The sequence below is a fragment of the Arthrobacter sp. FW306-05-C genome, from assembly GCF_021801725.1.
Taxonomy (GTDB): domain Bacteria; phylum Actinomycetota; class Actinomycetes; order Actinomycetales; family Micrococcaceae; genus Arthrobacter.
In genome coordinates, this window is sequence record NZ_CP084556.1 from 2,826,465 (window position 1) to 2,844,715 (window position 18,251).

Annotated in this window: 11 protein-coding genes; 4 read left to right on the forward strand and 7 right to left on the reverse strand. The window is 63.6% G+C overall.

The window, feature by feature from the left end; translation table 11 throughout:
- Positions 1 to 97 precede the first annotated feature (97 nt).
- Genes LFT44_RS13100 through glf form a run of 4 tightly spaced genes read right to left on the reverse strand, consistent with a single transcriptional unit; the run spans position 98 to position 4,910 of the window.
- Positions 98 to 823, reverse strand: coding sequence for an ABC transporter ATP-binding protein (locus LFT44_RS13100; protein WP_236798894.1), 726 nt, complete (start codon positions 821 to 823; stop codon positions 98 to 100).
- Positions 824 to 1,705 carry an ABC transporter permease gene (locus LFT44_RS13105; RefSeq protein ID WP_236798895.1) on the reverse strand — a complete coding sequence of 294 codons (882 nt, stop codon included), beginning with the start codon at positions 1,703 to 1,705 and terminating at the stop codon, positions 824 to 826.
- Complete coding sequence (locus tag LFT44_RS13110) at positions 1,702 to 3,726, reverse strand: glycosyltransferase (RefSeq protein ID WP_236798896.1); 2,025 nt, start codon at positions 3,724 to 3,726, stop codon at positions 1,702 to 1,704. The genes LFT44_RS13105 and LFT44_RS13110 overlap by 4 nt, the downstream gene beginning before the upstream one ends.
- Positions 3,723 to 4,910 carry a UDP-galactopyranose mutase gene (gene glf / locus LFT44_RS13115; RefSeq protein ID WP_236798897.1) on the reverse strand — a complete coding sequence of 396 codons (1,188 nt, stop codon included), beginning with the start codon at positions 4,908 to 4,910 and terminating at the stop codon, positions 3,723 to 3,725. The genes LFT44_RS13110 and glf overlap by 4 nt, the downstream gene beginning before the upstream one ends.
- Positions 4,911 to 5,136: 226 nt before the next feature.
- On the opposite strand from glf, the gene LFT44_RS13120 reads away from it, so the two are divergent.
- The 3 genes from LFT44_RS13120 to LFT44_RS13130 are packed head-to-tail and all read left to right on the forward strand — an operon-like array spanning position 5,137 to position 10,663.
- On the forward strand, positions 5,137 to 5,970 hold the full coding sequence (locus LFT44_RS13120) for an FHA domain-containing protein (protein ID WP_236798898.1): 834 nt from the start codon (positions 5,137 to 5,139) through the stop codon (positions 5,968 to 5,970).
- Between the two features lie 32 nt (positions 5,971 to 6,002).
- On the forward strand, positions 6,003 to 7,331 hold the full coding sequence (locus tag LFT44_RS13125) for an ISL3 family transposase (RefSeq protein ID WP_236798899.1): 1,329 nt from the start codon (positions 6,003 to 6,005) through the stop codon (positions 7,329 to 7,331).
- Complete coding sequence (locus tag LFT44_RS13130) at positions 7,328 to 10,663, forward strand: FtsK/SpoIIIE domain-containing protein (protein ID WP_236798900.1); 3,336 nt, start codon at positions 7,328 to 7,330, stop codon at positions 10,661 to 10,663. Before LFT44_RS13125 ends, LFT44_RS13130 begins: the two co-directional genes overlap by 4 nt.
- Before the next feature lie 59 nt (positions 10,664 to 10,722).
- Here LFT44_RS13130 and LFT44_RS13135 read toward each other — a convergent pair whose 3' ends face one another.
- Positions 10,723 to 11,097, reverse strand: coding sequence for a hypothetical protein (locus tag LFT44_RS13135; protein ID WP_236798901.1), 375 nt, complete (start codon positions 11,095 to 11,097; stop codon positions 10,723 to 10,725).
- 340 nt (positions 11,098 to 11,437) lie between these two features.
- On the opposite strand from LFT44_RS13135, the gene LFT44_RS13140 reads away from it, so the two are divergent.
- Positions 11,438 to 11,686, forward strand: coding sequence for a WhiB family transcriptional regulator (locus tag LFT44_RS13140; RefSeq protein WP_003804966.1), 249 nt, complete (start codon positions 11,438 to 11,440; stop codon positions 11,684 to 11,686).
- Between the two features lie 167 nt (positions 11,687 to 11,853).
- On the opposite strand, the gene LFT44_RS13145 is transcribed toward LFT44_RS13140, so the two are convergent.
- Together LFT44_RS13145 and LFT44_RS13150 are read right to left on the reverse strand one after the other, a co-directional pair.
- Positions 11,854 to 13,320 (reverse strand): sensor histidine kinase, encoded by a 1,467-nt coding sequence (locus tag LFT44_RS13145; RefSeq protein WP_236798902.1) that lies wholly within the window; start codon positions 13,318 to 13,320, stop codon positions 11,854 to 11,856.
- 27 nt (positions 13,321 to 13,347) lie between these two features.
- Positions 13,348 to 18,201 carry an NAD-glutamate dehydrogenase gene (locus tag LFT44_RS13150; RefSeq protein WP_236798903.1) on the reverse strand — a complete coding sequence of 1,618 codons (4,854 nt, stop codon included), beginning with the start codon at positions 18,199 to 18,201 and terminating at the stop codon, positions 13,348 to 13,350.
- Between the last annotated feature and the right edge of the window lie 50 nt (positions 18,202 to 18,251).

Consider the following 18,251-nt stretch of genomic DNA (forward strand, 5'->3'; position numbering starts at 1 on the left):
GAAAAGTTACCGGCACGCGGGCCGAAGCGGCACCTCGTACCGCTGATTGTCAAACAAAATCTGCAAGCAGCTGATGACCTGCTGCGAATTGCGCCCGTCAGGCTCTCAGGATCGAGACAGCCTCGTGAATGGGTCCATCAAATTTCACGTTACCGTGCTCCATCAGGATTCCCCGGTCACAGATGCGGGAAACCAGATCCAGGTCGTGGCTCACCACAACGAGTGTCTTTCCCTCGTGCGCCAGTTCCTGGATCTTGTCGATGCACTTACGCTGGAAAGGCTCGTCACCGACCGCGAGGATCTCATCGATCAGGAAGACTTCCGGGTCTGTATGCACTGCGACCGAAAAAGCCAGGCGAAGGTACATCCCGGAAGAGTAGAACTTAACCTCGGTGTCGATGAACTGGCCGATTTCGGAAAATTCGACAATATCGTCGAATCTCTCGTTGATCTGCTGTTCCGTCATTCCCAGAATGGCACCGTTGAGGAACACGTTGTCCCGCCCGGAGAGGTCGGGGTGGAACCCGGCGCCTACTTCGATGAGTCCCGCAACCCGGCCCCTCGTCTTTACCGTCCCCGTGTCTGGAAGCATGACGCCCGAAATATGCTTGAGCAGAGTGGACTTGCCTGAACCGTTCAGGCCCAGGAGCGCCACCGTTTCCCCCGCTTCGATGTCAACAGAAACGTTTTTGAGGGCGTGGAACTTCTCGGACAAATCCCCCTTGCGGCCCTTCAAAAGCCAAACGACGGCTTCCTTGATGGACCGGGTATGGCGCAGGACAAACTGCTTGCTGATATCGGAAACTTCGATTGCCTTAACCACTTAGAGCTCCTGCGCGAAACGGCCCTCAAGGCGCCGGAAGGTGAATTGGCCCAGCAGGAGGATGGCAAGGGCCACGCCGAGCCCAACGAAGAGCCAGAGACTGAAGAGATTCGGCGGCATGGCGACCGATCCGTCCGTTGTGGGGAACCAAAAGGCGTAGTGGAACAGTTCCACTCCAATCGTGATCGGGTTTGCCTGGTAGACGGCGAACCACCCTGGGCCAAGCTTCTCCTGGACCATGGACCACGCATACATCACAGGGGAAGCCCAAGTGGCAATCATCAGGAGCATGTCCACCAGGTTCTCGGAGTCGCGGAAGTAGACGTTGGCCGCCCCGAACAGCAGACCGAGTCCCGTTGCGAGCAGAGCAACGATAACGAAACCCGCAACCGCAGCCAGCAATTGAACGAGGTTGGGATGCCAGCCGGCCAGGACACACCCTATGACCAGCACCACCAGCTGCGGGAAGAAGTGCACGGCCGACACCCAGACGGAAGCAACGGGAAAGAGCTCGCGCGGAAGATAGATCTTCTTGATGAGGTTTCCGTTATTGACTATCGACCGTGCGGCGTTGCCCAGGGCCTCGGTGAAGAAGTTAATCAGGACGATGCCAGAGAACAGGTAGACCGCATAGTTGGAAAGCCCTTCCGGGTTCCGCGCACTCCGTTCAAGGCCGAGGAAAACCCCCAGGGCCACGTAGAAGACAATGAACTGCACTCCCGGCTTCACGTATGACCAGAGGAGTCCCAGCACAGATCCCCGGTAACGCACCTTGAGTTCCTTGCGGACCAGCAGCTTCAGCAGGAAGCCGGACTGCCTGATGTCCCGCAGGCCACCGCCCAGTCCGGGAGTAGTTAGCTCACCGGACGCAATTGCGCTCACTTGATCTCGTTCTGGGTGTGTTGCTCGAACGTCTTCCTCCAAGACTCCATGGAGGTCAGCTCCGAAACGGCGGCTTTGTACTTCTTACTGAGGGCAGGCCACTCCTTCAGCAGTGCAGAGTGGAGCTTGGCACTTTCGGCCAGCATCTTCCTCAGCTGCTTGGGATCACGCCGGTACCAGGAAGCTCCTGTGCCTTCGGCGTTGGACACAACAGCGCTGTCATACTGCGCCATCCGCCACCACCGGTTGTCCTGGTGCGCAACTGTGGTCTGCGGCCGTTCGGCGTTGGTGCCCTTGACCGGGCTCGCGAGTTGCCGAACGACAGTCTTGGCCGCCCATGGCAAGAGAGTCAGCTTCCGTGGCTGTGACGGTCCGTGGCCCCGGCGTGGAGGTTTGTCCATTTTGGGTGCGGGGAAGTCATCAGGATCGGGCCGGAAGACCGCGTCAGAGTGTGCAGACATCATGCTGCGGATCTGCGGCAGCTTGGCGGACAGCAGCCCTGGCAAGGCATCCGGGCCCTTCAGCACATCTTCCAATGCCCACTGCCGGCCCTGCGCTGTGGCGTACTGCATCGATACGAGGTGCTTAACGTCGGCGTACTGCGACTCCTTGATGACCCTGCCGCCGAACTCGTAGGGGCTGTGCAGGAGCGCGGCCACTACCCGGTTGCGGGCGTGGAAGTAGGCCTGCCAGCCGACAAGGTCGTCCTTGTCGATCCACGAAACATGCCAAACGGCTGAACCAGGCAGGGACACCGTCGGGTAGCCGGCGGCCTTGGCCCGCAACCCGTATTCGGAATCGTCCCATTTGATGAACAGCGGGAGTGACAGCCCGATTTCACGGATTACCTGGGTGGGGATGAGGCACATCCACCAGCCGTTGTAATCGACGTCGCACCGCCGGTGCAGCCAGGGGGTCTGGCGAAGGTTGGACGACAGGAAGTCGTGGCCCAGGATCATGTCCTCGCTGGGGAGCGACGGCTGGAACCGGTAAGGATTGACCACCTCGCCGAAGGTATGCAGCACGGTGCGGTTGTACAGGTCGAACATATGGCCGCCGACGAGGGTCGGCGTCTTGCACCGGTCCGCGAAAGTCAGCAGGCGAATGATGCTCTCCGGTTCGACAACCACGTCATCGTCCATCAGCAGGGCGTAGTCGCTGCCGTTCTCTACAGCTTCAAACATGCCGCGGGCGAACCCGCCTGAGCCACCCAGGTTGGACTGGTTGATGATGCGCAGCTTGCCGTTCAGGGACCGCTTAACCTCATCGAAGCCCGCTGCGTCGGCAAGCTTCTGCGTCCCTTGGTCCACAATCAGGATTTCCTGCACGTGGGCAAGTGCTTCTTCGCTTTCGGCAAGGAGGCGCAGGTTGTTCAGGCAGAAGTCCGTCTTGTTCAGGGTGGTGATTTGGAGCGTAACTGACCCCGGCGTCGTTTCGACCGCCGCTCCCTGCCACTCGGCGTCGAGCATAATCAACGGCTCTGTACCCGCAAGCAGGTCAAACCAGTACCATCCGCCATCACCGAAAGGCGCGAGCGAAAGCTCAAAGGTGCTTTCCGCCGTGCCTTCAACTCTCCGGGTGTCCACCCGCTGCAGGGACCCGCGCGCATTCGACTTGTAGACGATGACGGAGCCGGCCCCTTGGGTCCGGACCTGCAACCGGACCTTGTCCACCGTGGTCCACCGCCGCCAGTAACTGGCCGGGAAGGCGTTGAAGTAGGAACCGAAGGACACCCGCTCGCCTGAGCGGACAGACGTTGAGTGGCGTGAAAGGAAGTCTTCCACGTGCGCTTCCTTGGTGGGGCTGCTGATGGTCCGGGCCTTGTTCGCCTTCCCGTCCCGGTCCCCGGCAGTAGGCAGTTGGATACCGGTAGCGGTGCCCATATCCATGTACAGGGGCACCGTATCCATCTGGCTCGCGCTGGGCAGGATCACGCGCTGAAGCGTCTGCCACGCCTGCTGGGTTTTGGCCGTATCAGTCTTCACGGACTTCTTCGTCTTGTTGTCGGTAGGCACGCTCATGCGTCAACTCCCCCGCTTTCAAGCTGTACGCCGCTTTCGAAGTGCGGCCTGATCTTGTTATCGAACATGCTCAGCGCGGACCCGATGGCCATGTGCATGTCCAGGTACTTGTAGGTGCCCAGCCGGCCGCCGAACAGGACGTCCTTCTCGGCCGCTGCCAGGTCGCGGTACTTGAGCAGGCGCTCCCTGTCCGCGGAGGTGTTGACCGGGTAGTAGGGCTCGTCGCCCTTTTCGGCGAAGCGGGAGAACTCGCGCATGATGACCGTTTTTTCGGTCTGGTAGTCGCGCTCCGGGTGGAAGTGCCGGGGCTCGATGATGCGGGTGTAAGGAACGTCGGCGTCGTTGTAGTTCACGACGGACGTGCCCTGGAAGTCGCCCATCTCCAGGACTTCTTCCTCGAAGTCGATGGTGCGCCAGGACAGGTCTCCCTCCGCGTAGTCGAAGTACCGGTCCACCGGCCCTGTGTATACGACCGGGATATTGCCGACTACCTTGTTTTTGCTGTACTCGTGGGACTCGTCGAAGAAGTCCGTGTTGAGCCGCACCTCGATGTTGGGGTGCTCCGCCATCTTTTCGATCCATGCGGTGTAGCCGTTGGTCGGCAGGCCCTCGTACTTGTCGTTGAAGTACCGGTTGTCGTAGTTGTAGCGCACGGGCAACCGGGAGATGATGCCCGCCGGCAGGTCCTTGGGGTCGGTCTGCCACTGCTTGCCCGTGTAGTGCTTAATGAATGCTTCGTAGAGCGGGCGCCCGATGAGCTGGATACCCTTGTCGTTCAGGTTTTGCGGGTCCGTTCCTGCCAGTTCGCCGGCCTGCTCCTGGATCAGGTCCCTGGCCTCGCCGGGGGTGAGGTTGGCCCGGAAGAACTGGTTGATGGTGGCCAGGTTAATGGGCAGCGAATAAACCTCCCCCTTGTGGACGCCATAGACCTTGTGGACGTAGTCCGTGAAGGTGGTGAACCTGTTGACGTACTCCCACACCCGCTCGTTGGAGGTGTGGAAAAGGTGGGCGCCGTACCGGTGGATTTCAATCCCGGTCTGCTCTTCCTTTTCGCTGTACGCGTTTCCGCCGATGTGGTGGCGACGGTCGATGACGACGACCTTCAGGCCGAGCTCAGTGGCGGCCTGTTCTGCGATTGTCAGGCCAAAAAAGCCGGACCCTACGATGACGAGGTCAGCGGTCACAAAATCTCCTGGTTCGAATGCGGGCAGCGCAATCGTGCGCATTGTCTGCTGCTCTAGCCTACCCGAGGGACTGCACGGGCCGTCGAATCAGCCGCTCGCTGTGAGCCGGCACACAGGCCGCATCAGGCAGGCGCAACCACTCTTTTATCCACATAGAGCGTGAACTGCCTGCCCGGTACTGACGGCCGTGACTAGCGTGTGGGTAAATACGCGAAGGATCCCAACCATGACATTCAACTGCACGCTGGTTGGCGGCCCGGGATCACCGAAGGTCGAGCCACCTGTGGAATTATCCATCGATGCGCCGCCTGGCACGTCCGGCTCCGTGATTCACCAGCAGTTGGTACGGAAGTTCGGCGCAGGCGCTGTCTCCGTGGACGGGGAAGATTTGTGTTCCCTGGTGCTCGGTGTTCCTCCGCTGGTGGAGGCGGCGATCTTTGTCGATGGCGGCACCGCGCCTCTAAGGCGGCGGCCGAAACGTCCGCCGGTCGGGGATCGTGCGGCTCCGCTGGCCCTCATGATTGACAGTGGCCCGGCAGCGGGAACGGTTGTCCGGCTCCAACGTGGCAGCTACAGCATTGGCCGCAGCGGCACGCGGATTGTCATTCCGGATCCGGAGCTTTCCCGCGAACACGCCCGGGTGATCGTTACGGAGACGGACATTATGTTGGTTGACCTGGACAGTGCCAACGGGTCTTACGTCAACGGGGAGCGGATCCGCAGCGCGGTCATCTCCACGGACTCCAACATCAGGTGCGGGCAGTCGAACTTGTCCCTCGTTTTTGCCGAACTGCCTGTACGGGTCCTGGCAGATGCAGGAAAGTCGGTGGCTGACCCCATCGTGGTGGCCGGCCGGGTCGAGGCCGGAAACCGTCCTGCGCTCCTCCTGGCCGCGGTTCTGCCGCTGGTAATCGGGGTGCTGCTGGCCATGCTCACGGGCATGTGGATGTTCCTCGTCTTTTCCCTGGGCTCCGCGTTCCCGGTCCTGGTTACTGCGCTCAGCGGGAGGCAGCAAAAGCGGCTCTTCGTGGTTGGTGGGGAATTGAGTTCGTGTCGTTGAAGACAAGAGGGCCCGTGGCCCTGCTGGGATGAGTGTGTCTAGCATTCAACCTGGAACAGGACCACGAGCCTTTGAACGAGCCTACCGGGGTCGCAGCCGACGCTGCCACTATCCTCTTCAACCTGCCCGACTACCATGTCATCTCCACCACCATCACTGCCGGCCGGAGGCAGGTCATCGTTGAAACGGACCAGCTACCGGGCTGCCCGAGCTGCGGGGTCATCGCTTCCCGGCGGAAAGAGCGCCGCCTTCAACGGCTCCGTGATATTCCTGTCGCCGGGCCCGTGGAGGTCCTCTGGTCCAAGTACCGCTGGTACTGCGAGGAACCGGCCTGCGACCGGCTCTCGTTCTTCGAATCCACGCCCCAGGTCCCGCGCCATGCCCGGTCCACGAGCCGCCTTCGGGACCAGCTCGTGGACGCCGTCATCCGCTCCGGCCGGGCCGTCTCGGAGACCGCTGCCGGCTTCTCCGTGTCCTGGTGGATGGTCCGGGCTGCGGTGACCGAAGCCTGCCTGCTGCGGTTGCCCGACGTGGACAAGCTCAGCCCGCGGATGCTCGGCATCGACGAACACCGGTTCCGGTCCGTGCGCTACTTCCAGGACCCGTCAACGAAGGCGTGGACCCGGTTCGAACCCTGGATGACAACCATCGTTGATCTCGACACCGGCCAGGTCCTCGGTGTCGTCGACGGGCGGGACCACAAGGGCGTCGGGGACTGGCTGTTCGCCCGGCCCCTGGAGTGGCGCCTGGCCGTGCAGGTCGTCGCGATCGACCCCTCGGCGGCATTCCGTAAAGCGCTCCGGATGTGGCTGCCGCGCACGGCAGTCGCCGTTGATCATTTCCACCTGATCTCCCTGGCGAACCAGGCCATGACGGAGACCCGGCAGAACCTCTCGCAACAGGTCAAGGGCCGCCGCGGCCGGGCCATCGACAAGGCCTGGGCCCACCGCATGCTGCTCCTCCGGGGCGGCGACACCCTCAGCTGCAGGGCCGGCCGCCGACTCGAGGAAGTATTCACCCTGGACGATCCCACAGGAACCCTCCAGGCTGTTTGGAACGTCAAGGAACAACTCCGGGCACTACTCCGCACCGGCTCGCTCGAAGACGCCGCGACGGCCAAGACGGTACTCGAGGAACTGGTCAGGGCAGCCGCACGGCCGGAGACGAACAGGCTCTACCGAACCGTCTGCAGATGGTGGAAAGAGATAGAGGTGCTGATCATTACCGGCGCCACAACAGGGAAGGTCGAGGCCAACAACACCGCTATCAAGAACATCAAGCGAACCGCCCGCGGGTACCGCAACGCAGCCAACTACAAATCCGTTATTCTCTTACGAAGTGCCGTCCGGACGGCGGCATGACGCTCATTCCAGGGACCCGTTTCCCCACGAACCGCGAAGAGCCGCAAAAGCAGAAATTGTCCGCTGCGGTGCACGCGGCTGCCGAGGAAGACAGAAAACGCCGACGGCGGTGCGCCCCTCCCCTGTCTCTCGTGGCGTTGGCAGCGGAAACAGGTAAGGAGACGGCCCGTGATGGTTCGGGTGCCGATGGCATCTGGCTGCGGGTGGGCCAGGCGGAACAGGCGCCGAACGTACGGGTAGAACCGGCTGGCGCAGCCCATGTGATTCCACCGCCCGAAATGGCCCCTGTCCTGCTGGACCCGGACCGCCCGCTCACGACGGTGGGCGGACCGCGGTTTGCAACCGACGGCCTTATCCGCTCCCTTCTCATGCAACTGGCGGGGTACCCGCGCGGGGGCACCACACACGTCGTCGTCCACGGGACGCCGGGAACCCTGCCACTCGCTGCCCGGTACCTTCGCAGGGTGACGCTCACGGCAACAGCCGATGCCGGACTCAGTGTCCTAAACGGCGTCCATCCCGGGGGCTGCGAGCGCGGAGTGCTGTTGATTCGGGGTGAACCCTCCACCGCCGAAGCTGAACAGGGCGTCCGCGAAGCCGCACTACGGTGTGGGTGGCAGGTCCTTCACTTTCTCCCGGACGAAGGGGAATGGCCTCCGCCCGATGTCCTCCTGGCCGAACGACGCTCAGTCGCGCTGTTGGACCTCCGCGAGACCGTCTTCGTCCCCGATTTGGTGCCGGAAGATGTGTTCACTCGTTTTTGCCGGCGCCGGGCAGGCCAATCCCCGGAGGGCAAGGAACCGGGCTCAGGTGTTCCGGCTGTCTGCAGCCTCGGCCAGGTCCTGCCCCTTACTCCGGAAGCCACCGCGGACCGATGGGGCTTCAGCGCGGAGGATGATGGACTGGCAGCACCACTGGGACTGAGCTCAGCCGGAACCAAGTTCATCGATCTTCATGCTGACGGCCCCCACCTTCTGGTGGCAGGCACCACCGGCTCGGGAAAATCGGAACTCCTCCGGAGCCTCACGCTTGCCCTCGCCCTGAGCCATCCGCCGGAGCGGGTCAACTTCTTTTTCATCGATTTCAAGGGCGGTTCAGGACTTGGCCCGCTGGCGGGCCTGGTGCACTGCGTCGGATTGCAGACAGACCTTTCCAACGGCGAAATGGATCGAACGCTGACCTCACTCCGCGCCGAAGTGCGGCTTCGGGAGAGTTGCCTTTCGGCCGCGCGCGTCCCGGACATCTCCGCCTACCGCTCCACACCTGCCGCCAGGGACTTCGTCCTCCCCCATCTGGTCATCGTCATCGACGAGTTCAGGATGCTGGTTGACGATGCACCCGAAGTACTTCGGGAGCTGCTGCGGATCGCAGCTATCGGCCGATCGCTGGGTATCCACCTGGTGATGGCAACGCAGAGGCCGCAGGGTGCCTTGACGGCAGACATCCGCGCCAACGTCACCTCCAGTATTGCCCTTCGAGTGCAGTCAGAAATGGAGTCGGTGGATATCGTCAACTCCAAGGACGCCGCGGCCATCAGTGTCGACTCGCCAGGCCGCGCCTTTTTGGCCCGCGGGGCCGAGGCGGCAGAGGAGTTCCAGGGAGCCTCCCTGGCCTCACCTTCCGGAGTGGGACCTCCCGCTGCCGTTGACGTCCACCGGACAACCGACTACCTCGCCGCCCAAGGCATCGACGTCGGCCACGGGGCAGCCACTGTCTCAACCCCCGCGCAAGCGGTGGAGCCGCTGACAGCCATGGTGCGGAACCTGTGCGCTGCCCAGGAAAAGGAACTGCCACGCAGGCCTGTGGCTCCTCCCCTTCCGGAGCAACTGGAAGAACCCACTCCGGCTAACCCCACCTGCGACCCATGCCAGGCAGAGCCAATGGGCCCGGTGGGCGGGGTACGGCTGGGCTTGATGGATGTACCCGAAAAACAAAAGGTAGAGGCCTTGGTGTGGGCCCCTGCCCACCATGGCCACGCAGCATTCATCGGCAGTCCGGCCTCCGGTGCCACAGAGGGGCTCCAACTGGCTGTCTCCAAACTGATGCTCGGCCCTGCTGAAACCCACTTCTACCTGTTGGATGGCTTAGGAGGCTTCCTGCCGCTGGCCCGGGCAGGCAGGACAGGCGCCTATGCCGGACTGCACGAGCTTCGGCGGGGCGTACGCATCCTGGAGCGGCTTGTCCGGGAACTTGGGCAGCGGTTGGCCAGCCAAGCCACCGGCCGGATACCTCTCGTCCTCGCCATCTCCGGCTGGGGATCCTGGGTCTCGGCCTTCCGCTCGGGACCGTTGGCCTGGGCTGAGGACTTGGTCACCGACCTCGTCCGTGACGGCGCCAGGGTGGGCATCACCCTGCTGCTCTCCGGCGAGCGCGAGCTGGTGACAGCCCGATTCTTCGGTGCCCTCCCCAACCGCTTCTACTTTCCATCCGGTTCCACGGAGGAAAGCCGGGCCATGTGGCCGCGGCTGCCTTCCGTCCCGGCTATCGAGGGGCGGGCGGCAGCCTTTGGCCCTGTCTCCGGCGGCGGGCCCGCACTTTGCCAGTTCTACCGACCCTCTGCCCCAGACAGTATCGGTAACCCCGGTTATCCACGCGCCGGTTCGCCTCCATTCCGCGTGGAACCCCTTCCGGCGACAATCACGGTCCGGCAAATTGCAGCGATGGCAGGGCAAACGGGAGCCGGTCATGTCCCCGAACCTGAGCCCGGCCGGGCATTGGTTGAAGAAGGGCGCTTTTCCCGGCGGCCTGGAACAGTACTGCCCTCGAAAGCGGGCCGACGCCAACGCGAAATCCTTCTGGGCGTGTCCGGGGACGAGCTTGCCCCAGTGATATTTCGGTTGCCCGGCGCTGGCGTCATCGGAATTCTTGGCGGGCCCGGAAGCGGCAAGACCAATACCTTGCACGCTCTGCAGGCACTCAACCCGGAGCAGTCCTGGTGCACCTGTCCCGGACCTTCCGAGGCGGCCGGAAATGCCTGGGGTGAGCTGCTGGTGCAGGCTGAGGCAGGGAAGCTTCCCCTCGGGTCAATTCTCCTTGTCGATGATGTGGATCTGCTCGCCCCGCCCGCGGTAAGGGATTTGGGCCAGCTGAATGCACTTGGCTACGCTGCCGTCGTCACCGCCGCTTTCAGCCCGGCGCTCCTTCAGCGCGTTCCGTTGATCATGAATGCCAGGGCATCGGGCCTGGGGCTGCTGCTCTGTCCCCGTTCAGCAGCTGACGGCGACCTGTTCGGGAGCCGGTTCGAAACCGAGGCCAGCCCGCCGCCCGGCCGCGGCGTGTTGATCTCCGGCGGCCGATCCTGCCCCCTTCAGGTGGCTTGGGCGGGAAAATGAGAGCTGGCTGCACCGTCGCCTAAGCCTTTCCGTCACGGACTGGAAGACACAGGCACGGGTCAGAGGGTCGGCGGCGCGGCCCCTGTGCGCGAGGCATGGTTTATCACCCTGTTGGAAAACAGCAGAACGATAGCGATGACCGCCGGAACCACCATTGCGAGGCCCACGAGGACCAGGCCGCTGGTCATTGCCGGCACCCCGATGGTTAGAACGAACAGTTGGGCCACCAGCGCAGCCGCTCTGGTCCACCGGAGGCCCCGGTAGAGAAAGACGGCCACGGCATAAAGCCATGCGGAAAAGGCAAGCAGGAGGCCCATGGTGAAGACTGCGCCCCAGAAGGACAGGACGGGACTCCCGGACAGCAATTCGAAGGCATACCATCCGGCTGCCACCAGGAGGGCGGAGGCCTCGGCAGCTGCCACGAGCGCTACCACCTTGGCCCCGGCAGGTACCGTGGTCGGCCGGGCCGTTGGGCGGTCAGCGCCACTACCGGAGTCATCGGGAGAAGATGGGGTACCTGCTGGGTTCACCGGGGGTCTTGACACACTGGCACCCTACCGGACATAGTCGGACACTGGTGAGGGCGCCGGCCGTCACTGTGATGCATCGCTCAGGTTTCGTGGGATTTCGGGCGTTATTACCCCTTGTTTACACAGCGTTAACATGACAGGCTTGATGCAGATGACCAAGGGGGCCCAAAGGGCCCTTTTCCTTTGTAGCCACTAGTGAATAATTTCACAAAGGCAATTCCCAGAAATGGAGCAACTGATCAGCATGGATTGGCGTAATCGCGCAGCGTGCCTCGACAAGGACCCGGAACTGTTCTTCCCCGTCGGGAATACCGGACCGGCCCTCCTGCAGATCGAGGAAGCCAAGAGCGTCTGCCGGCGGTGCCCCGTCGTGGACACGTGCCTGCAGTGGGCCCTGGAGTCCGGCCAGGATGCCGGTGTGTGGGGCGGCATGAGCGAAGACGAGCGCCGCGCCCTGAAACGTCGCGCTGCCCGTGCACGCCGCGCCTCCTAGTTAGAGTCCGCAACGGCAGGGCAGGAGCGCAGGTCGACTAAAACAGAGGCCCTGGGACAATCCAGATGGATTGTCCCAGGGCCTCTGTTTGTTCTCGTTGCCAGCGTTGGCCTTCCTGCCTTCCTGCGGGCGCACGCCCGGAGGAAGGCAGTCTGGAAGGCTGCGCCTTACTTGCCCGCCAGGCTCAGCCGGATCTTGACTTCGGTGCCGCCGCCCTCGCGCCGCTGCCACGTGATGGTGCCGCCCAGTTCGCTGGTGACCAGGGTCCGCACGATCTGCAGGCCCAGTCCCTCGACGTGCGGGGTTTCGGGAAGTCCCACGCCGTCGTCGGCAATAGTGACCGTCAACTCCTCGCCGTCCTCACCTTCGGACCGGTCGGCAATAAGCCATACTGTTCCCGCCCTGCCCTCAAGCCCATGTTCAACGGCATTGGTCACCAGTTCGTTGATGACCAGGGCAAGCGGGGTTGCGAGATCACTGGGGAGTTCACCAAATGTGCCCGCCCGCTCGGTCCTGACCTGCTGGGAGGGGGACGCCACCTCCGCGGACAGCCGGAACTGGCGCCCGATCAGCTCGTCAAAATCCACACTCTGGGTGAGGCCCTGCGACAAAGTCTCGTGAACCAGTGCAATAGTGGCAACACGTCGCATCGCCTGTTCCAGGCCCTGCTTTGCCTCGTCGCTCACCATGCGGCGGGACTGCATCCGCAGGAGTGCAGCCACGGTCTGGAGATTGTTCTTGACCCGGTGGTGTATCTCCCGGATAGTGGCGTCCTTCGTCACCAGTTCCATCTCACGCCGGCGCAGTTCGGAGACGTCGCGGCAGAGCACCAGCGCGCCAAACCGCTGCTGCTCGTCGCGCAGCGGAATGGCCCGGAGGGACAGGCTTACCCCGCGGGACTCGATTTCGCTGCGCCAGGGCATGCGCCCCGTCACCACCAGCGGCAGGGTCTCATCGACCATCCGGCGGTCTTTCAGCAGGCCGGCCGTAACCTCAGCCAGCGAACGGCCCTCCAGGGACTCGCCGTCACCCAGCCGACGGAAGGCCGACACGCCGTTGGGGCTTGCATACTGCACCACGCCATCGGCGTCCAGCCTGATCAGGCCGTCCCCCACGCGGGGAGCGCCCCGGCGGGATCCGGTGGGCGAGGCGAAATCGGGCCACAGCCCCAGGGTGCCCATCCGCAGGAGGTCGTAAGCGCACTGACGGTAGGTCAGTTCCAGCCGGGACGGCATCCGGGAGCTGGACAGATCCATGTGCGTGGTGACCACCGCGAGGGTGCGGCCGTTGCGGACCATGGGAACGGCCTCCACCCGCAGGGCCATCTCGCTGTTCCAGTTCGTCTCGCTGGAACGCTCGATGGTCCTGCTGTTCCACGCTTTGTCCACAAGTGGTTGCAGATCGGACCTGATGCCTTCGCCCACAAAGTCACTGTGGAACGCGGTGTGGGTGGTAGAGGGGCGCACGTGTGCCAGGGCAATGTAGCCAAGCTCCGGGTGGGGGAACCACAGCGCGAGGTCGGCGAACGCCAGGTCCGCCACCATCTGCCAGTCCCCCACCAGGAGGTGCAGCCATTCGGCATCGCCCGGCCCGAAATCAGCGTGTTCCCTGATGGGGTCCGTAAAGATTGCCACTGCACCTCCATTTTCGACGCCGGCTTGCTAGCGTCGGACGATTGACCTCAAGAGCCTCAATGCTACCGACAGTGAGGCCATGTCGTCGGCCTCCAGGGCGTTCACCTCATCGAACATGCTCTTGGCCCTGCCCAGCTGCTCGGCATTCTGGGCCTCCCAGTCCTTGAGCCGCGCGTCGGGTGACTCGGCGGTGGACGTGGCGTCCAGCACCGCCGTCGTCATGTCCGACACTGTCGAGTAGAGGTCGTCACGCAACGCCGCACGGGCCAGCGCCTGCCACCGGTCCTGCCGGGGCAGGCTGCTGATCCGTTCCAGCAGCGAGTCCGCGTGGAAACGGTTAAACACCGTGTAATAAACGGCCGCAATCTCCTCGACGGGGTCCTTCCGGGAGCGGCCGATTTTGGCGATATCCAGCAGGACGAAGCTTTCGAACAGCTCGGCCCAGCGCAGGGCCAGGTCTTCGGGCAGCTGCCACTCGCGGCCCTTGGCCAGCCACGCCGCCACCCGCTCGCGGTCATCACCGCGCAGATAGTCGAGCAGCCGGGCCCGCATCGGATCCATCAGCGGCTTGAATTCGGACACCACCTCGGCGATGGGGCGCGAAACACTTTCCTGGCTGAGCAGCCAGCGGACCGCCCGGTCCAGGAGCCGGCGGATGTCCAAGTGGACCGCGCTCCAGTGCTCGGTTGGGAACGAAGCAGGCAGGCTGTTCAGTTCCGACACCATGGCGTCGAGTTCGTACACCTCGCGCAGCGCTACGAAAGCCTTGGCAACCGCCACTTCGCTGGCCGACGTTTCCTCCATGACCCGGAAGGCGAAGGTGATACCGCCCAGGTTGATCATGTCGTTCGCCACCACGGTGGCGATAATTTCGCGGCGCAGCGGATGGGTGTCCAGCTCCGCGTCAAAGCGTTCGCGCAACTGGTGTGGGAAGTAGGAACGCAGCGTCCCACGGAACCACGGATCGTCCGCGAGTTCGCTGTCGCGCAGGGCCGATGCCAGCTCGATCTTGGCATAAGCGGCCAGCACCGACAGCTCCGGGGAAGTCAGCCCCTGCCCCTGCTGCAGCCGCTCCCGAAGAGCTTCAGTGCTGGGCAGCGCTTCCAGGTCCCGGTTCAGATCTGCGGTCTTCTCCAGCCAGTCCATGAGCCGTTCGTAGCTGGGGCTCCACTCCGCCACCCTGGTGCGGTCATTCAGGAGCAGGATGTTCTGGTCGATGTTGTCTTCCAGGACCAGACGGCCCACCTCGTCTGTCATCGACGCGAGGAAGTCTGCGCGATCATCGGCAGGCAGCTTGCCGGCGGCCACCATCCGGTCCACGAAGATCTTGATGTTGACCTCGTGGTCGGAGCAGTCCACGCCAGCGGAGTTGTCAATGGCGTCCGTGTTGAGGATGACACCCTGCAGGGCTGCTTCAATGCGGCCGCGCTGTGTCATGCCCAGGTTTCCGCCCTCGCCGACCACCTTGACACGCAGGTCCCGGCCGTTGACGCGGATCGCGTCGTTGGCTTTATCACCCACAGAGGCGTTGGACTCTGAGCTTGCCTTGACGTAGGTCCCGATTCCGCCGTTGTACAGCAGGTCGGCAGGTGCCAGCAGGATGGCGCGCAGGAGTTCCGGCGGGCTGAGTTCGGTGGTGTCGGCCGGCAGCCCCAGCGCGGTGCGTACCTGCGCGGACACCGGAATCGACTTGGCTTGACGGGCAAAGACCCCGCCGCCTTCGCTGATCAACGACTTGTTGTAGTCGTCCCACGAGGACCTGGGCAGCTCGAACAGCCGTTGCCGCTCCGCGAACGAGGATTCCTCATCCGGATTGGGATCAAGGAAGATGTGCCGGTGATCGAAGGCGGCAAGCAGGCGGATGTGCCGGGACAGGAGCATTCCGTTTCCGAACACGTCCCCGGACATGTCCCCCACGCCCACCACGGTGAACGGTTCGGTCTGTGTATCCAGGTCCAGCTCGCTGAAGTGCCGCTTCACCGATTCCCAGGCGCCACGGGCCGTGATGCCCATCGCCTTGTGGTCGTAGCCCACGGATCCGCCGGAGGCGAAGGCGTCGCCCAGCCAGAAACCATACTCGGCGGACAATCCGTTGGCGATGTCGGAGAAAGTAGCCGTGCCCTTGTCCGCCGCGACCACAAGGTAGGAGTCGTCGTCGTCATGCCTGACAACGTTCGACGGCGGCACGAGCCGCTGGCCGTCACCTTCGGTCACCAGGTTGTCAGTAAGGTCCAGCAACCCCCTGATAAAGGTCTTGTAGCTTTCGACGCCTTCCGCCATCCAGGCGGCACGGTCCGCGGACGGGTCCGGGAGCTGCTTGGCGAAGAAGCCACCCTTTGCCCCCGTAGGCACGATCACGGCGTTCTTGACTGTCTGTGCCTTGACCAGGCCCAGTATTTCGGTCCGGAAATCCTCCCGCCGGTCGGACCAGCGGAGCCCGCCGCGCGCCACCTTGCCGAACCGAAGATGCACACCCTCCACCCGGGGAGCGTACACCCAGATTTCGAACATTGGCCGCGGGAATGGCAATCCTTCGATCTGCGCGGGATCCAGCTTGAAGCTGAGGTGGGGCTTGTCCTGGTAGAAGTTGGTGCGGAGGGTCGACTCGATCAAGTTGACGAAAGTCCGCAGCACACGGTCGGCGTCGAGCGTTGCCACCTTCTCGATGGCGGCTGCCAGTTCCTGCCGCACGGACGCCTGGGCCTCGGCCCGGCTGTCTTCGCCGAGTGCGGGGTCAAAGCGGGCGGCGAAGAGCGCGGTCAGGCCCCTGGTCACGTCCGGATTGGCAAGGAGGGTGTTCGCCATGAAGCCGAAGGAACTGCTGTTGCCCATTTGGCGCATGTAACGGGCGTATGCCCGCAGCATGGTGATCTGCCGCCAGTGCAGGCCTTCCCGGAGTACCAGCCGGTCAAAGCTGTCCGATTCCGCGGCGCCGGTGACGGCGGCACCGAAGGACTCGGCCAGCAGCCCGCCCGTGGACATCGGGTCCACTGCCGCCGGATACTTCAGCCCCAGGTCGTACAGGAAGAAGTCACGGTGGTCCGCCGTCTCGATTTCGAACGGCCGCTCATCCAGGACCTCCAGTCCCAGGTTGTGGAAGTACGGCAGGATCTGGCTCAGGCTCTTGGGCTCCAGCATGTAGAGCTTGACCCGGGCATCTTCCTCAAGCGTGGCTCCGGCGCCTTCGGGAAGGTACACGTGCACGCCGGGCCGGTCCTGCTGCGCGCCGGTGCTCCGCTCGGCCGCAGCACCGTACTTCTCGAAGCGCGCAATGTCCTCAAGCGCGTCCTCTACTTCGTAGTCCACCCGGTAGCTGGCCGGAAACGCCTCGGCCCAAATGGCGGCAAGTTCCTTGGCCTCGGCTGGATCCCGGCCCTCGCGCAGGACTTCCGCGATGCCTTCGCTCCATGACCGGGCGGCCCGGACCAGCCGCGTTTCCAGCTCATCGCTGTTGACGTGGCTGACGTCGGCGTCCTTGGGCAGGCGGATGCGGAAGAAAAGCCGCGCGAGGGCAGATTCGGTCATGCGGGCTTCGTAGTCGATCGAGACTGCCTGGAACGTTTCCCGCAGTTCCTGCTCGATGCGGAGCCTGACGTTGGTGGTGTAGCGGTCACGGGGCAGGTAGACAACAGCGGACATGAAACGGCCATAGATGTCCGGCCTCAGGAACAGGCGGGTGCGCCGCCGTTCCTGCAGCTTCTGGATCCCCAGCGCGGTGGCGGCAAGGTCGGGGACTTCGATCTGGAACAGCTCGTCGCGGGGGTAGGTTTCCAGGATTCCCAGCAGGTCCTTCCCGGAGTGCGAGTCCGGCGGGAAGCCTGCATTCTGCAGCACGGCGTCCACCTTTTCCCGGACAATGGGAATGTCGCGGACGGAACCGGCATAGGCGCTGGTGGCGAAAAGTCCAATGAAGCGCCGTTCCCCGTTGACGTTCCCCGCCGCGTCAAAGCTCTTGATGCCGATGTAGTCCAGGTAGGCGGAGCGGTGGACGGTGGAACGCGAATTGGCTTTGGTGATGACGAGCGCACGTTTTTCCCGTGCCTTTTTGCGGCCGGTGTCGGTCAGGTGCTGGATGTGCGGGGAGTCTGCGGCCGCGCGCAGCAGCCCGAGCCCGCTGTCCTCGCGCAATTCGAGGACGTCTTCCCCGTCCACGTTAAGGAGGTCGTATTCACGGTAGCCGAGGAACGTGAAGTTTCCGTCGTCCAGCCACCGCAGCAGGTCCTTCGCCTGCCGGAGTTCGGCGATCTGCGCTGAGTTTGCCACGCGGTCCAGGCTCTCGGCGATTTCCAGCGCCTTCTGGCGCATCCTGGGCCAGTCCTCCACGGCGGCCCGGACATCGTTCAGCACGCGGGTCAGGCCCTCAAGCAACGACGTCTTCGTTTCGTCCGGGACGCGCTGGATTTCGACGGCGATCCACGACTCCATGTGGGAGGCGTTCTCCCCCTGCGCGATCAGGTGGGAAAGGTTGGGCATCGCAGCGGTGTCCCCGCTGGATATCCCGAGGTGCGCCGGCACCCTGTTGACCTTGACCAGCTCACCGCTCTCCCGGTTGCGGGTGGCCACGAAAAGCGGGTGGACGACAAGCTTGATGGCGGCGTGCTGCCGGACAAGTTCGGCGTTTACCGAATCGACCAGGAATGGCATGTCGTCAGTGACGACGAAGATGACGCTGCTGTCTTCTTCGTCGACAATCGAGATCCTGGCCTGACCTGGCTGCCTTACGGAAGCTGCACGGCGGTGCTCTTCAGCCCGGGCTTCCAGCACGTCGCGCGGGTAGCTGCGCGCATCCTCCTCAGCCAGGTGCTGGTAGTAGTCCCCCATGAAACCCTCAAGGCCTTCAATAGAGAGGGGCTGGTCCTCCACACTGGATCCAGACGACATCGACAACGCCTCCATCAGAGATATTCGCCGCACCTTTGCAGCTCTTATGG

Bases quoted from the DNA above. Each gene is read 5' to 3' on its own strand.
- LFT44_RS13110 (WP_236798896.1), bottom strand. From the start codon at position 3,726: ATGAGCGTGCCTACCGACAACAAGACGAAGAAGTCCGTGAAGACTGAT.
- LFT44_RS13120 (WP_236798898.1), top strand. From the start codon at position 5,137: ATGACATTCAACTGCACGCTGGTTGGCGGCCCGGGATCACCGAAGGTC.
- LFT44_RS13130 (WP_236798900.1), top strand. From the start codon at position 7,328: ATGACGCTCATTCCAGGGACCCGTTTCCCCACGAACCGCGAAGAGCCG.
- LFT44_RS13140 (WP_003804966.1), top strand. From the start codon at position 11,438: ATGGATTGGCGTAATCGCGCAGCGTGCCTCGACAAGGACCCGGAACTG.
- LFT44_RS13150 (WP_236798903.1), bottom strand. From the start codon at position 18,201: ATGTCGTCTGGATCCAGTGTGGAGGACCAGCCCCTCTCTATTGAAGGC.